This is a genomic window from Hymenobacter taeanensis, from assembly GCF_013137895.1.
GTDB lineage: Bacteria > Bacteroidota > Bacteroidia > Cytophagales > Hymenobacteraceae > Hymenobacter > Hymenobacter taeanensis.
Genome location: NZ_CP053538.1, coordinates 3,054,219 through 3,069,360 on the forward strand (window position 1 = coordinate 3,054,219; position 15,142 = coordinate 3,069,360).

Sequence of the window (15,142 nt, forward strand, 5' to 3'; positions counted from 1 at the left end):
AGAAGGGGGTAAAAGCTTAAAAAACGATGCGCCGGCCTCCGCTCGGCGGGTGCACGGCTGCTGGTGTAGAAGCCACCAAGGCGGCCGGCGGGGCACCAAAACCTCGTAGCGCCAGCAGTAGCTCCTCACGGCGGTTGCCGCCCTCGCGCTGCACGTTGTCGCGCAGGGTAGCTGCCACGTCCTGCACAAACTTGGTCAAATCCGTTTGCAGGGTCTGGCGCAAATCAGCCGGCAGCGCTGGCAGGGCAATCAGCCGGTAGAGTGGGCTTAAGTTAGCAGTAGCTTGGCGTAGCAGTTGGGCAAAATCTTGGGGCGAGCGTACAGCCGGCCCCACCCGTTGGCTGCGACTGAAGGAGTCCAGCCAGCGCTGCTTACGGGCTGTATAGGCCGCATTCACCAAGTTGGCAAACCGGATGGCCGTGCCCGCGTCGGGCTGCCAGATACCTTGCCCCAACAGCTCAAGCGTGGCATCGTCGCCCTGCCCGCAGCGCTCCAGCAAGTCTGCCCAGGCGGCGTAGGTGCGCGGCAGCTGATTCATTTTTTCAGACGGGGGTTAATGATGGCACCTTCCGGCGGCAGAATGTCCCAATCAGGAAATTTGGCGTGGTCCGGCGTGCCTTCGGCACGACCTTGGAAAATGTTGGGCTGGCGCACAGCAGTAGCGGCCTGGGCCGGCGTGCCGGCGGCATGGCCGCCATCCTGGGCGGGGTCGGAGAAGTGAATCTTAGGCATAGTTAGGAAGTATAAGGTGGTAGAAGATTAAGCCAGGGCGCGCGATGTTTCGTACGTTTTCGAGCTAAAGCTTTCGGGCGTGATGTTGGCCAGCAGTTGCTGCAGGTCGGCAGCCTGTACGTCGCGGCGGTTGTAGTCGCGGCGGAAATCAACTAGTTCGGCTAGGCAGCCCCGTAGCACTTCGTGCGCCCGGCGGTGCCGCTCGTTCACCGCGTCGCGCACTTGTTGCTTGGTTTTGGTAAAGGCGGTCCAGCCGGTGTAACCTAGCACCCCAGCCAGAATGATGCAGACAGCGCCCAGCAGAGCCAAACCGCCGCCGTTAGACGCTGCCCAAATACCGAAGGCAGCCAACACTCCGGCGCCGACAAAACGTCCTACCGGCGCTGCTACTTTGGCTAGTTCCGTCTGCATGATGGCAGCATAGTGGCTACTCTGACTGTCCAGCAGCGCCGTTTCGTTTTGCCCATCGGCCGACTGACCTTGCCAGCCATCAAGCGCCAGCTGGGCCTGGGCTGGTACCTGCTGCCGGGCGCGGGCTGTGAAAGTACCGTGCGCTTCCAGAATCCAGCTTTGGCTGACCGACAAGGCCAATGCCTGTGTAACGCGAGTAGTACCAGCCAGCTCAGAGTCAAATAGGGCGTTGGTGAGCAGTTGCAGCAGATCTACCTGCTGGTCAAACAGGCCATCTTGGGCGGCTAGCTGCGCCTGTGCGGCCGCCTTGTCGCCTTCGTTGCGCACGATAAGTTGGTTGAGGTGTACCTCATGGCGCAGGGGTAGTTCTTCGTCATCGAAGTTGGATACCAGGCGGCTTAGCGTTTCATCCAACTGTGTTTTCAGCGAGGTCGAAAAGTCGTGGGCCCCCGATGTGATATTGTCAAAGTGCTGCCGCATCAACTCGTGCACGTGGGCGCGGTTATAGCCCAGGTTCAACTCCGCCCAGTTGGTAGCGTGCTCACTCAGTTGTGGGTACGTCGTGGCCGCCGGCCCTACCATCCCGGCCGTGGCCTCCATAAACTCGTCCCACTTGCGGCGTTGTTTCTCCACGAAGCCGCCGCCTTCGGTCAGTTGGTTTAACCACTGTCGCAGGTGGTCCTGCATCAGCTGGCGGGCTGCCGGCGGAAATAGCCCGGTGGCAATGCCTTCCAGCAGCGTCACGAATTCCCGGTCCAGGTGGCGTGGGTCCTGGTGGCGGAAATAACGCTGCAGCCATTGCAGGCTGGCCTCTCGCCGGCCCAGGCGGCGCATTACCAGCACCAGAAATAGGGTGGTCTTGTAATCGTCGCGACGCAGCGCCTCGGCCAAGGCACGCTGCATGGTCGTCTGGTCCTGCCGAATCCAGGCGGCCAGTGCCACCAGTACCGGGGCTAGCCAATAACCGGGCGCTTTCATCATCACCTCTTCGGTGCTGGCCCGTAACGTGTCGTCGCTGAGTACGCCCACGTCTACTCCCTGCAGCATACCCACTGCCAACCGCCGGATTTCGGCATAGTATCCGTACTCGGTTTGCAACTGCTGGCTGAGTACGCCCACCCGGGTTTCGGCCAGTTGCAGCGCTTTCTGCTTGCGGTCCGCGTCCACAAACTCAGCGAAGTCGTCAATCAGTTGCTCCAGCTGGCTCTTCATTTGCGACTGTTCGCGCCCAATGTGGTTTACGTCAGCAGCAACTTCCCGCACGTCCTCGCGGAGGCGGCTAAACTTGTTCTCGATGCCGGATAAATCGGCGTATGAAATGTGGTGGGTACTCATAGGGTAGCGGGTAAGGGTTTAAGTCAAAGGCAGCTGGGTGATGGGAAGATTTATAGGTGAGTAACCGAGCCGTCTTCAGCAATCAGCAGCAACTTGGTGGCATACACTTCAACCAGCGCGTAAGCGTTATGCCGGGCCAACTGGCGGGCCCGCTCAAAATCGGCGGGCATGGCTTGGCCCGCCTTATAATGCTCAATGATGGCGTGAGCGCTCAGGTCGAGGGTGTGTACCTCGTAGGGCGGCCCCAGAAAGCATTTGCTCACAATGCCTAGCGGTACATCGGCCAAACTCGCCGTGCCAAACTCCTGCTGAATGGCCGCCAGCAGCTCCTCCCAGCCGCGCGTGCCTGGCAGCGTGCCGTGGTCCAGGCCTGCCAGCAGCTTCAGGTAAGCGGCCGAACGGCGGCCCAGGTGCAAGCGCGGGGTAGCAGAGGTTTGGGTGGTGGCCCGCGGCGCGGCGGGGGCCGTCACGGCGCTTACCGAGGCACCGGGTGTGAGAATAATGCGGGGCATGATAGTGCCGAAAAAAGATAGGCTGGTGCCAGGAAAAAGCTAATACCAGATTAGAATGCTGCTAGTCAGCTAAACACGGGTAGCTATGAATAAATAGCGTCAAGCATAAAGAAACAGCTAACTAAGACTATGAATTATCTGCCGCAGCAGCATGACCAAGGTAATGTTTTTACTTAGCAATATCCAATACCTCCGGAATAATAATTTTGGCTAACCCGGCCGTCCGGCCGCACCCGTTGCCCTCATTGTGCCCAATAACCGCTCCGTTGAAACTTCATTTCCGCAAAGAAAGAAGCGTGATAAGAACGATCATGCTTCATCTGACGTCCACTTGTCGAAGCATCTCTACCGCTTCGTTGTTTGATAGAGTTGCCTCGTCAAGTGGACGTCAGATGAAGCATGGCGGGCTGGACTTTCCGGACCGGCTCTTAACGTCCTTTTCTCAGCTTCAGCAAACTCAACCGGGCCTGCACTGGCACCAGTGCTTCCTGCTTGTTACCCTGATTCACCGATTGGATAAACTGTCGAAACAGCTGAATTTCGTCTGAGAAGTTGGCGGCTGAGAATTCAATCCGTTGCCATACATCTTCTTCATATGCTTCTTCGATGAACGGATTATTTTCCAGTTCCTCGAGCAAATCAGCGGCTGCTGCCTGCTTCGTTTTATTGAAGCCCAACGCCATGATGTCGGTTACGCATTGGGTAGCCACTTCGTAGGTCGAGCGGTCGGATGCATCGTCTACAAGTCGCAGGGCTACACAGTCGCGCAAGTGCGCTAAAAATTCGCCCTGCATCTCTTCGTAGAGCTGCGGATTTGTAATTTCCATAGGATCAGGTGAAGCAGTGGTTATAAATTAGCCTTAGGCAGGCAATTATACAGGTTATAACAATAGGGTCTTACCTCGTCTGCAGTAAGATGCTGCTCTTCACTAAAGGTTTGGTAAAGTAGTTCAGGTAATCGTAAGGAAAATGCACTAAATATGAAATATATAGTTTAAGTTCTATGTAATAACTTGGTAGATAAATATCTCGCTGACTCGCTAGCTCTTCCGTAGCACACTAAAAAATGCCTTAGCATCTCCCACATTCTTTGCCGATATTTCCCGCTGAGTTGCTACTGTTTGCCGCCTACGTTACTCAGTTGGTTTGTCTATATGTCTGTTTCATTGAACGATAGCGCTACCTTAGGTTTTATCGACCCGCTTCCGCAATCCTTGCTGCCCCACCCGCCCAGCTTTGCTGGGCACCAGACTTTCGCATTACGCTCTTCTTGGCTCAAAAAAGGAGTAGACGCGCTGCTGCAGGACCCCACGTTATTCTCGTCCGAGGATGCCCTGGTTACGCTTGGGGTCGGTAAAAACATGGTTAGCGCCATCCGCCATTGGCTGCTGGCTACTGGCATGGCTGCGCCTATCTCCGACCGTAGCCCTAAGCTGTTGCCCACTGCTTTAGGCATATACTTGCTCGCCGATGAGGGCGCTGATCCTTACCTGGAAGACCCCGCCACGCTTTGGCTCTTGCACTGGAACCTATGTGGCCCCGGCAGCCAAGCCTACACCTGGGCCTATGCCTTCAATGTATGGCGGGAGTGGGAGTGGACCCGCGCCGCGCTGTCGGCCTCCATTCTGGCTGCTGCCCGTGCTACCGCATCCAAGGTGTCCTCCGCCGATACCATCGAACGAGACGTCAACGTATTCCTGCTCACCTACCTGGCAGCAGGCGAGCGGAGCCAAAACGCCGAGGACGGTCTCGATTGTCCGCTGCGCGAGCTAGGCCTCATCCGGGCCGGTTTCGGCAACCAGGAGCACTACACCTTCGCTGTTGGTCCTAAGCCCAGCTTGCCCCCCGCGTTATTTGGATGGGCCCTGCTTAAGTTCTGGGACTGGAAATATCCTGGCACCAGCACCATTGCCGCCCGCGACATAGCCCACGCCGAAGGCTCGCCGGGCGTGGTATTCAAGCTTGATGAAGACTCCGTGCTGTTCTACCTCGATCAGCTCGACGAGCTCACCCGGGGGCAGCTGCGCTTCGAGGATACCCCACTCGTGCGGCAGGTAGTACGCACTACCGGCCAGGCCCTTACCCCCGAGGTCTTGCTTCAATCTCATTACGCTGCTCAGCACGTCGCCTAATCTCAATGCCTGTTTTCTCTTCGCCGCTGCTGGCTGACTACGTTTCCGTCAAGCCCCGCTTTGGACGTTCCGTACACCTGGAGCGCGACTTGGCCGTGCCCGCCAGTTCCGACGGCTACTTTCTAACTACCTCCGCCCTGGAAGCCCTGCAAGGCGTGCTCCGGGCCCAGGCTACTCCCGCCGACCGCGCCCTTTTCCTAATTGGACCCTACGGCGCTGGCAAAAGTGCATTCGCCGCCTTCCTGGCCCGTCTCTCATCCGACGCAGCCTTCCGTGCCACGGTCCAGCTACCCGCCACCGTGGGTACTGAGGTGCCCCAGTTGCTGCCGGTACCGGTTGTGGGCTCCCGCTCTGCGCTGGCCCCCGCGCTGCTGGCGGCCTTGCACCATGCCCTGGCCACGGCGGCCGGAACCCTGGACGTACCCGCTGCCCTACTAACAGCCGAAAGCAAGCCTACCGCCCGCAACGTCGCCAACGCCTACCTGGCCGTGGCCGAGGTTATAGCCGGCAACACGCCCTTCCAGGGCTTGTTGCTGCTCGTCGACGAAGCTGGCAAGTTCCTGGAATATGCCGCCAACCACCCGCAGGAGGGCGACATATTCGTGCTGCAGGAGCTGGCCGAAGCCGCTGCCCGCGCCCCCCAACACGGGCAGCTCTGGGTGATTACCATCATGCACCAGAACGCCGAGGCCTACGCGCACCGGCTCGGCCGCACCCAGCAGGGCGAGTGGGCCAAGGTTGCTCAGCGCTTCCGGCAGCTGCCCTTGTTCCCGTCCGACGTAGAGCGCATGGACCTGATCGGCCGCGCCCTCGAGCACCAGCCGGCTTTGCATCTGAACGGCACGTTCTCGGCCCAACTCGCCCCCGTGATGAGTCCGGCTGCACACCTGCTGCCGGTCGGGCTGGCCGAGCGTTTCCCCGACCTGGCCCGGGCTGCCTACCCGCTGCACCCGCTTACGCTGCTGGCTTTGCCCGCCCTGTTCCGCCGCGCCGGCCAAAGCCACCGCAGCGTGTTCAACTTCCTGGAAGGGCAGGAGAGTAGCGCCCTCGGCCGCTTCCTGCAGGAGCAGCCCTACAACGACGCGGACCCGGCTTTCTTCCGCCTCGACCGCCTCTTCGACTACGGCCGTGACGTGCTGCTGGCCCACTACACCGGCCCTACGGCCCGGCCTTGGCACGAGGCCGTGGAAATCGTGGAGCAGAGCGTCGCGAAAAACCCACCCCTGGACGAATCGGCGGTGCGCGTGCTCAAGTGCGTAGCTCTGTTGAGCTGGCTGCGCGAGTCGCGCCTCCCAGCCTCTCCTAGCGTATTGGCTGCCGCCCTGGGTCCCGAAACGCCCGATGCTATTGCCGAGCTGGAGCGCCGCTCGCTCATCGTGTGGAGCCGCACCCGCGGCAGCTTCCGCCTTTGGGAAGGTGGCGACGTGGACGTGGCTGCCGAGCTGGTCGCTGCCCGCGCTGCCCTCACCGGCGATGTGCTGCTCTCAGCCGCCAACGACCCTGCCTTGTTCGCTCTGCCGCGTTTAGTAGCTCGCCGCCATGCCTTCCGAACTGGCACGCTACGCCCGGTAGGGGTAGAAGTGCTCCGCCCCGATACCTTGCTCAAACGCGGTACTGAGCGCCCCGCCGACCTGAGCGTGTTGCTCTGTTTGGCCCCCGACGACACCGCTGAATTCTACGCCCTGGCCACAGCTCAATCCCTGGCCCAGCCCAATTTGCTGGTAGCCGTAGCCACCGAAACCGAAGCCCTGCGCGAAGCTGCCCACGATTTGGCCGCCGCCCGCGTAGTACTCGAGCATGTGCCGGCTCTGCACGGCGACCGGGCTGCCCGGCGCGAGCTGGCGCTGCGCCGCCACGAGGCCGAAACGCTGTTTCGCTCCGAGTGGAGCCGTTTATTTGGGCCGGCTATGGGTGCCGAATCGGGCCCTAATCAGGAAGATGCTGTTGCCAGCTGGTATAGCCAGGGGGGGGGGCTGCTACTGCCCGACGCACGCTCCTTTAGCCGCCAGCTGTCCACGCTTGCCGATGCTACCTTCCGCCACACGCCGGTGCTGCGCAATGAGTTGCTCAACCGCCGCCAGCTTTCTTCGGCTGGCGCCGCTGCCCGCGGTGCCCTCGTCAAGGCCATGCTCGACCGGGGCGAGCTGGCTCGCCTGGGTTTTGTTGGCTTCCCGCCCGAGTACGCCATGTATGCCTCCGTACTTCATGCCCCAGGCCTGCATTATCAAACCGAAGAGGGCGCCTGGGCATGGCGTAGCCCCGCCGATGCCCCCGACGACCGGGCCCAGCTCCGCCCAGTGTGGCAGGCCTTAGAGCGGCTGGTATTTGAATCGAGCCGCCCCGTCGCGCTGCCTGATGTGTATGCTCACCTGCGCGCGGCTCCGTATGGCGTGTCCGAGGGCGTGCTGCCGGTACTGGTGGCCCTGTTTCGGCGTGTGTACGCCGGCGACACCTCGCTCTACCGCGAAGGCAACTTCCTGGGCGACGAAAAAGAAGCCGACTGGGAGCTGCTGCTACGCCGCCCCGATATGTTTGCCCTAGCCGACAGCCGCGTGAGCGGCGCCCGCCGGGCTGTGGTCGAGCGTATTGCCCAATCCACCGGAGTACAGCCCCAGCTGGTGCCCGTGGTGCGCCGCTTGCTGCGCATGCTCGATGGCTTGCCCGACTATACCAAGCAAACCCGCCGCTTGCCGGAAGCAGCGTTGGCCCTGCGCGACGCCTTCCAGGAAAGCAAAGCGCCCGAGCACCTGCTCTTCCACGCCGCGCCCGTGGCCCTAGGCCTGCCCCCCCTGGCTGCCGACGCCCCCGCCGACCCCGCCCGCCTGGAGCATTTCTTCACCGGCCTCAACACCGCGTTGCAGGCCTGGTCCATGGCCTATCCTGCCGTGCGGGCCGAAGGACGCGACACCTTCCTGCACGCCTGTGGCCTACCCGCCGGCGCCGAAAGCTGGCAGGAGCTGCACCAGCGCCTGCGGCAGCTGCCGCACCCCGCGCAGGTGCTCGTGCCCCTCGTTACGCGGTGTGCCTCCGACGATGCCGAGGCCGACCTCGACCGGGTGCTGGCCTTGGTAGCCAACCGCCCCCTGGAGCGGTGGCGCGACGTGGAACTAGCCGCCCTACCCAGCTACCTGGCTCCTTTCGCGGCGGCCCTGAAAGCTGCTTGGGGCACGGAGGCTGCGCCTGCAGCCCCAGTGGCTCGCAGGGTGTCTCTCACCCCAGCCGAACGTAAGCAAGCTACCCAGCTGCGCGAACGGTTTGCCGCCGTAGCCCGCCCAGCCGGGGCGTCCGCCGTGGCCCCGCACGTGCTGCGGGCCGCCGTGCTCCAGTGGCTCGAAGAGCTGGACCAAGAATCGTAACCTGTTATCAACGCGTCGTGAACCTACCCAACTATACCGGCCCCCTGCATCCCGAAGGCCAAAAGGTGCGCCATATTCTCTGCCTCTCTGGAGGCAAAGACTCCACCGCCCTGGCTCTGTATATGCGCGACAAAGTGCCCGAAATGGAGTACGCCTTTGCGGATACCGGTGAAGAGCTGCCCGAAACCTACGACTACCTCGCCCTGCTCGAAGCCCAGCTCGGCAAGAAAATAACCCGTCTGAATCCAGATAGGCCGTTTCAGCATCACCTCGATATCCGGAACGGTTTTCTGCCTTCTGCACGCCAGCGTTGGTGCACAGATTTATTGAAAATCAAGCCTTTCGAAGTTTTCGTAGGCGATGATTTGGTCTACTCTTATGTCGGTATCAGAGCTGACGAAAACCGTTCGGGCTATATTTCCAGCAAACAAAACATCATCCCTATTCTGCCTTTCAAAGATGATGGTCTAGGCTATGACGATGTGATGCAGATTCTGGACGAATCTGGTTTGGGTCTACCTAAGTACTACGAATGGCGTAGCCGCTCTGGCTGTTATTTCTGCTTCTATCAGCAACGTAACGAGTGGGTCGGCCTCAAAGAGCGTCATCCTGACTTGTTTGAAAAGTCGAAAGAATTTGAGCGCTTCGACGAACAGACTGGAACTCGCTACACTTGGAATCAGCGAGAAAGTTTGAATGAGCTTGAGCAGCCAGAACGTATGGCGCAAATCAAAGACGACCTTCAAAAACGTCGTGAGCGTCAACAAAACTTCGTTCCGTCTAGCTTGCTCGATATTCTTGGAGAAGAGGATGATAGTGAAGAGGGTTGCCTAATATGCCATTTATAAAATAGCTGTTATATGGAAAAGGAATTACCCGTTAAAGAAGAGAAAGTTGCTATTAGCTACCACAGAGGTTTCGGCCTTAACAGGATAGCATTATCATCTGTATTGCGGTTTTTCGCAGAAGGCAAAAGCCGCAAGCAGATGGAACAAGAATTAACACTTGGCCCTGACCAGTTAACGGCAGCAATTAGCTACTGTGAGCGAAGCGGTTTAGTAATACGGGAGAAAATTACTGCCTTTGGGGAAGCTGTATTAGAACACGACACCTCCCTTTCAAAGCAAGCAACTCAGTGGGCTATGCACTATTTTTTGGCAAGCCCTTCTGTCGCATCACCCAACTATTGGGCATCACTTGCACTGAATCACCTTAGTTTCACCAGACAATTTGGTCAGTCAGACTTAGCCAATGCCATTTTGGGTTTTGCCAAGGATGCTTCTAATTGGGAACCTTCCGAAAGAACAGTTAAGGCTGGTGCAACAGCATTTATAAGCACCTATAGTAAAGAAGAAGGATTAGGTGCAATAGGAATTTTGGAGGATGCGGGCCGCAGTCAATACACTGTTCGTCAGCCCCGTGCTTTGTCAATAGGCGTATTTGCCTGCCTGCTGGCTGACTATTGGGACCGACACTGGCCCGACCGTGACGACGTACTCTTGGAGGATATCACCCGCGGCGAGCTGGCCCAGGTGCTGCTGCTCAGCGAAAACAAGGTCAATGACTTGCTAGGAGCCCTGGCCGCCCCCGATATGGCCCTCATCAAGCGTCAGCGCAAGCACTTGCCCTACCAAATCATCCGCCAAGCCGGCCTCGATGCGGCTGCCCTCTGGCAAACCCATCTCTACCGCTGAGTTTCCGCCACCCATTAGCCCGTATTGTTCGTGTCCCATTCTGCTGCTTCGTCGTCCTTCGCTTCGGGGGGCTGGCTCGAACCGGAGGCGCCCTTATACCAAGCCCCCCCGGTACCCACTGAACTATCGGCCTTGCAGGCCAATCTTGTCGCCGGCACCACTCTGCGCACTGCGGTGCTCTGGTTGTCGCCTGCTGCCTATGCCGCCGGTCCGCACTGGGCCGCGCACACCCTGGGCCTCACCCCGCGCCACCTGGGCCGGGAGGTAGTGGCGGCCTGCGAGGCCGAGGGCACCCAGCGCGTACCCAGTGTAGGCCCCATGCTCTATAAGCACGTGCTCACCGTGCACAATGCCACTGGCCCCGGTGGCACCTGGCTGTTTGGGCTTGATGCCCTGCTGGTGCGCTTGTCCACCGCCGAACGAGGCTTTTTCTGGGATAGGCTCTGGGAGCTGCGCCAGCGCCCTCCCTTACTGCTGGCCCTGCCCGAGGCCTTCCGCGACGTGGGCCCTACCGACCCCGGCCGCTGGCTGACCGCCGAGCCCCCCCGGGGGCTGCACCTCTAGTGTGCCCCCTTGTAGTTTTCTGATTTCCCTAGTCCTAGTCCCCATCTTCTAGTTTACCGCTTTCCCATGGTCGCAACTTCTACCACCATCGGCGACGTTACCGTGCCCAATCCCGAGTTCCGCTTCGTCTATGACGTTCGGCTCGACCAATATCCCGACCACTCCGACAACCTGGCTCTGGCTAAAGCCTATCAGTGGACCAACCAGCAAATTGGCCGCGAGCTGCCGTCCGTACAGGTGCTGGTGTCGCTCTGTGATGCCTTTGAGTTTGAGAGCAAGGAAATCGAGAACCGCCGGGTGCTCCAGGCCACCTACGGCCACGGCAAATCCCACCTGGCCCTGGCCCTGGCCAACTTCTTCGGCCAGCCCACCGGCTCCCCCGAGGTAGAAGCTATTCTCTGCGGCGTCGACCACGTAGCCCCCGGCATTGCCCAGCGCCTGCGCAACTTCAAGGAAAACCGGGCTCCCTACCTCATCCTGCGCCTGGCCGGCGGTGAGACCGACAGCCTCTCCGCCGCCGTAGTGCGCGGCCTCGAAACTGCCCTGGAAGAAAACCCTGCTACCAAGGATGCCGAGCTAGGCCTCTGGTTCGATGAAGCCCTGGCCGTGCTCAACTCCTTCAGCCCCGAAGAGCGCGCCCTCACCAACGCCTACCTCGACGCTTACGCTGCCGACCTTAACCTCGACTTCGGGGCCCTGCGCGCTACCCTCGACGTGCAGCACCGCGACGGCCGCCACCGCCAGCTCATTCACAAAGTAGTGCAGCACGTGCGCAAGGTGTACCCGCACTTCGATGCGGCCCTCTCGCCCCGTGACCTGCTGCTCAAAACTGCCGCTAAGTTCTGCGGCCCCGATAAGCCCTTCGCCGGTATTCTGGTCCTGTTCGATGAGTTTGCCGCCTTCGTAGAGGCCTACGCCAAGCAGTATGGCCTGCATACCGAAAGCCTACCCCTGCAAAGTCTGCTCGATGGCGTCAGTGCCCTGCGCCAGTCCAAGCAAGCCGTGTTCCTGGCTTTCGCCCAGCAGGACCCCGACGACGTAGCCGAGCTGGCTATGCAAGAGCGGGGTACCGTGCAGGCCTCCCTCAACGACCTCAAAAAGGAGCTGACGCGTTTACCCAACGAGGGCCGTAACCCGCTCTACTCGCCCATGGAGGCCGTGCTTGACGCCTACCTGAAGCAGGATGTAGCCGTGTGGGACGCGCTAACCCCCGACGACTCCCCGGCCGACAACGACGTAATTGACGCCGTTGACTCGGTGCGCAACTTCTTCCCTCTGCGTTACACGGACGCCGCCGGCTGGACGCTCGACCAAATTCGCGTCACCCTGGCCTACGGCTGCCACCCCCTGCACCCACTCACCACGGCCCTGCTCTGCTCTGCTACCCTGCGCGCGGGCACCGCAGCCCGTACCGTGTTGTCCTTTGTGAAGGACACCATGCAGCACTACGGTAGCCGGCCGGCCCTGGCTTCCGACGGCCGGCTCTGCTGGGTGCGCCCCGTCGAGCTGGTGAAATACTACCAGCACCAGCTCGTTTCCGACGACGCCTGGAAACGCTACGAGGATACCTTGCGCAAGGTAACGCCCGCTAATATTCCGGATGCTGAAGCCATCCTGCAGGGTATGTTGCTGTACGAGTCAGCGGGCTTCCGCCCCGGCGACACGTCCACCACGGAATACCCAGGCGCCTTGGCCATCCTTACCGGCCTGCCCCGTCCCGCCGTGGAGCGTACTCTCGATACCCTCTGCGAAGTAGGGGGCTACATCGAAAAGGACGCCGTGAGCGAAACCTACCGCTTCTGGGCCGCTGGCCAAGATGGCTCCAAGGTCAAGCAAACCCTGCTCGACAACCTGGCCCAGCTTAAGCGCAACTCCTCGGCGCTGCAAGCTGCTCTCAAAGCCGGCCTCAGCCGGGCTGAGCTGCCCCAGTGGGAAGAGGCCGGTTTCCTCAACACCCCCGGCGGCGAGTGGGCCGCCCGCGTTATTCTCTTGCCCCGCGAGCAGTGGAGCGTAGCGCAGCTGACCGAGGTGCTAAAGGCCCAGAATTTGGAAGCTAATGGCCGTCTCACGGACGCAGCTCGCGGGTACGTATTGCTGCCGCTGGCCGCCAGCGACGCCGACGTGCAGCATTACCGCCAACACGCCGCCCAAGACCTGGAACAGGCGCTGAACGCATTTTCCGAGCGGCAGCGCATCCCCCCGGTCGTTATTGTCTTGCCCAAAAAGCCCCACGAAGCGCTGCTCAATAACCTGCTGGAGCTGCACGTCCTCGACGAGCTAATGCAGCAGCCCAACCTAGTGCGTAACTTGGGTGAAGAGGCCGTGAAGCAGCGGCGCGTTGCCCTGAATGCCAACTTCCAGAGCGCCGCTCAGGCGCTGAAGGAGGAGCTAAACCAAGCAGCCGAATGGGTAGTGCCCGCCCAGCAGCGCCCCGGTATCGAGGACCGACTGCGGGCTAAAAAATCCCCCCGCCTCAATCACATTCTCGAAGCCAGCTACGAGACGGTATACTACCGGTTTGCCCCTTTCCTTGGCGACTCGCCTGTTCGCCAGCACTCTATCCGCACAGCTGTTGGCATGGCCGCCGTGCGCCTCTACAAAGGCAGCTTCCTCGATTGGGACGAGGCTACCCGCCCTAGCAACCTGGGCCGGGCCCGTGATCTGTACAGCAAAGTCCTGCGTGAGGGGCCAGCGGCCTCTTGGAAAGTCGTGGACACCAGCGCCCGCGTGATGGCGCCCAAGCTGCCGCAAGTGAAGCACGCCTGGGACTTGCTGGACCAGGCCGTGCCTGCTGGTGCCGAACCCGTGCGCCTGCGCTCGGTGTTGTTGCAACTGCTCAACCCGCCCTTCGGCTACGACCCGTATTCGCTGGGACTACTCTTTGCCACTTGGTACGGGGTCAACCGTCATCAACTCACAGTTATCAGCGGTAAAGGCCAGAAGTTAGAGCCTAAAGACTGGCTGGGCAATACCAACGATTTCCGGCAGATTCTGGAGCACATGCTTCATGCGTTGGATATTCGTGTTTCCCGCCGCGACGCGGCCGGCAGTGAGAGCCGCGCCCAGGACTTGGTTACCCGGCTGCGCTTCCATGATGCCATGACGGTAGAGGAAGCCGAAAAAGCCCTGGCCGACTTGCGCGACTTTGCCGCCGCCCCCGATGCCACCAAGCCCCAGCTCCAGGACGAAGCCCTAGAAGCCGCTAAACAACTGGAGTTCGAGCTAAAGCAGGCCATTGAATTTGAGCAGAAAATAGAGCCAGCGTATGAGTCGCTGGATACGACGACAGCCAACTTTAACGGCATTCGTTCCTTGATTGGACTGCAAAGCCTGTTTGCGAATCCTACCCAAGCAGGCTTTCCTCTCGGCCGCGTCGTGCCACCGGCTCAAGCGATTCTGCCGTTGGCCCAGCGCAAAGTCAGCAGCAAGCTGCGTCAGCACCTAACCGAGGTCAGCACCAATCTGGCAAATATCAGTTCCATCAAGGGGTACGACCTGTCAAAACAAGGACTCGCTACCTTGCTCAACCTCGTTGCTCCCCTGGGCGAACCTGACCTGGAACGCCGCATCAAGGATGCCGAGCAGCAGCTGGAAGAAAAGCACGCCACCTATAGCCAGCTCGAGCAGGACGCCCCCATCCGTGAAAAGCTCACGGAAGCCAAACGTGCGGCCACCCTGGCCGACTTACGCGAGCTATTGGCCTATTTCAGCACGGCCGAACCCCAGGCCGACGTTACTCGCACCGCCATTACCGAGGCAGTAGATAAGCTCACCAGCCGGCAGCACGAATCCGAACAGTGGGTAGTAGCCATGCAAGTACGTGCGGCAACCCTCACCGACGCGCAGGTTATCAAGTCGTTCGAAAAAGCCCTGGACCAGCGCACCAACGAGTTCAAGGGAACCCCCGAGGCCGAAGTGCTCGACCAGCTCCAAAAGCAGGCTGAGCTGGCAACCCGGTTTGTAAAGGACCTGGACGAGCTGCGTGGGCAAAAGCCCAAAACGGCCGAAGCGCTCCGCAAGGTTCTGAAAGACTACACTTCGCTGGCCGCTAAAGCCTCCAATACTCCGGCCCAAATCGAGCGGGTACAGCAAGAGCGGGCCCGGCTAGAGGAGCGGTTCGAGGAGCAGCGTCGGGCCGCCAGCGCCAAGCTTGCCGAGCTAACCCAGCGCAATAACAGTGGGGAAGGGGCCGCCCTGTTGCTGGCCGAGCTGGAGCGTAAGCTGGACTTTCTGCCCGATGAGGAGAAAGCCGCCCGCGACACCCTTGAAAAAGCCTTGCAGCGCCGCGTAACCCAGGATAAAGCCAGCTTTGCCGAAAAAGCCTTCCTCGACATCGACAACCGCTCCGAGCAAAAGGCGCTGTTAGCCCGCCTGCAACAGCTTATCGAACTTCAACCGGCCTAATC

At 60.4% G+C, this 15,142-nt stretch carries 11 protein-coding genes; 6 read left to right on the forward strand and 5 right to left on the reverse strand.

Annotated elements, in window-relative coordinates; all coding sequences use genetic code 11:
- Positions 1–16: 16 nt before the first annotated feature.
- The 5 genes from HMJ29_RS13015 to HMJ29_RS13035 all read right to left on the reverse strand — a co-directional run bounded on the left by HMJ29_RS13015 (position 17) and on the right by HMJ29_RS13035 (position 3,817).
- On the reverse strand, positions 17–538 hold the full coding sequence (locus HMJ29_RS13015; protein ID WP_171591905.1) for a hypothetical protein: 522 nt from the start codon (positions 536–538) through the stop codon (positions 17–19).
- On the reverse strand, positions 535–732 hold the full coding sequence (locus HMJ29_RS13020; protein ID WP_138080312.1) for a hypothetical protein: 198 nt from the start codon (positions 730–732) through the stop codon (positions 535–537). The genes HMJ29_RS13015 and HMJ29_RS13020 overlap by 4 nt, the downstream gene beginning before the upstream one ends.
- Positions 733–759: 27 nt before the next feature.
- Positions 760–2,478 (reverse strand): hypothetical protein, encoded by a 1,719-nt coding sequence (locus HMJ29_RS13025; RefSeq protein WP_171591906.1) that lies wholly within the window; start codon positions 2,476–2,478, stop codon positions 760–762.
- 50 nt (positions 2,479–2,528) lie between these two features.
- Complete coding sequence (locus HMJ29_RS13030; protein WP_171591907.1) at positions 2,529–2,990, reverse strand: hypothetical protein; 462 nt, start codon at positions 2,988–2,990, stop codon at positions 2,529–2,531.
- A gap of 428 nt (positions 2,991–3,418) precedes the next feature.
- Positions 3,419–3,817 (reverse strand): hypothetical protein, encoded by a 399-nt coding sequence (locus HMJ29_RS13035; protein ID WP_171591908.1) that lies wholly within the window; start codon positions 3,815–3,817, stop codon positions 3,419–3,421.
- A gap of 327 nt (positions 3,818–4,144) precedes the next feature.
- Here HMJ29_RS13035 and HMJ29_RS13040 point away from each other — a divergent pair, with 327 nt between their 5' ends.
- The 6 genes from HMJ29_RS13040 (at position 4,145) to HMJ29_RS13065 (ending at position 15,140) form a co-directional block, all read left to right on the forward strand.
- The gene (locus tag HMJ29_RS13040) at positions 4,145–5,122 is read left to right on the forward strand and encodes a DUF4007 family protein (protein WP_171591909.1); all 978 of its coding nucleotides are present in this window, start codon (positions 4,145–4,147) and stop codon (positions 5,120–5,122) included.
- 5 nt (positions 5,123–5,127) lie between these two features.
- The gene (locus HMJ29_RS13045; RefSeq protein WP_171591910.1) at positions 5,128–8,478 is read left to right on the forward strand and encodes a DUF6079 family protein; all 3,351 of its coding nucleotides are present in this window, start codon (positions 5,128–5,130) and stop codon (positions 8,476–8,478) included.
- Positions 8,479–8,495: 17 nt separating this feature from the next.
- The gene (locus HMJ29_RS13050; RefSeq protein WP_216634053.1) at positions 8,496–9,326 is read left to right on the forward strand and encodes a phosphoadenosine phosphosulfate reductase family protein; all 831 of its coding nucleotides are present in this window, start codon (positions 8,496–8,498) and stop codon (positions 9,324–9,326) included.
- Positions 9,327–9,338: 12 nt separating this feature from the next.
- A complete protein-coding gene (locus HMJ29_RS13055; RefSeq protein WP_171591911.1) occupies positions 9,339–10,172 on the forward strand; it encodes a DUF4007 family protein in 834 nt (277 codons plus the stop codon).
- 30 nt (positions 10,173–10,202) lie between these two features.
- A complete protein-coding gene (locus HMJ29_RS13060; protein ID WP_171591912.1) occupies positions 10,203–10,736 on the forward strand; it encodes a hypothetical protein in 534 nt (177 codons plus the stop codon).
- A 66-nt stretch (positions 10,737–10,802) separates the two neighbouring features.
- Positions 10,803–15,140 carry a coiled-coil domain-containing protein gene (locus HMJ29_RS13065; RefSeq protein ID WP_171591913.1) on the forward strand — a complete coding sequence of 1,446 codons (4,338 nt, stop codon included), beginning with the start codon at positions 10,803–10,805 and terminating at the stop codon, positions 15,138–15,140.
- Positions 15,141–15,142 lie beyond the last annotated feature (2 nt).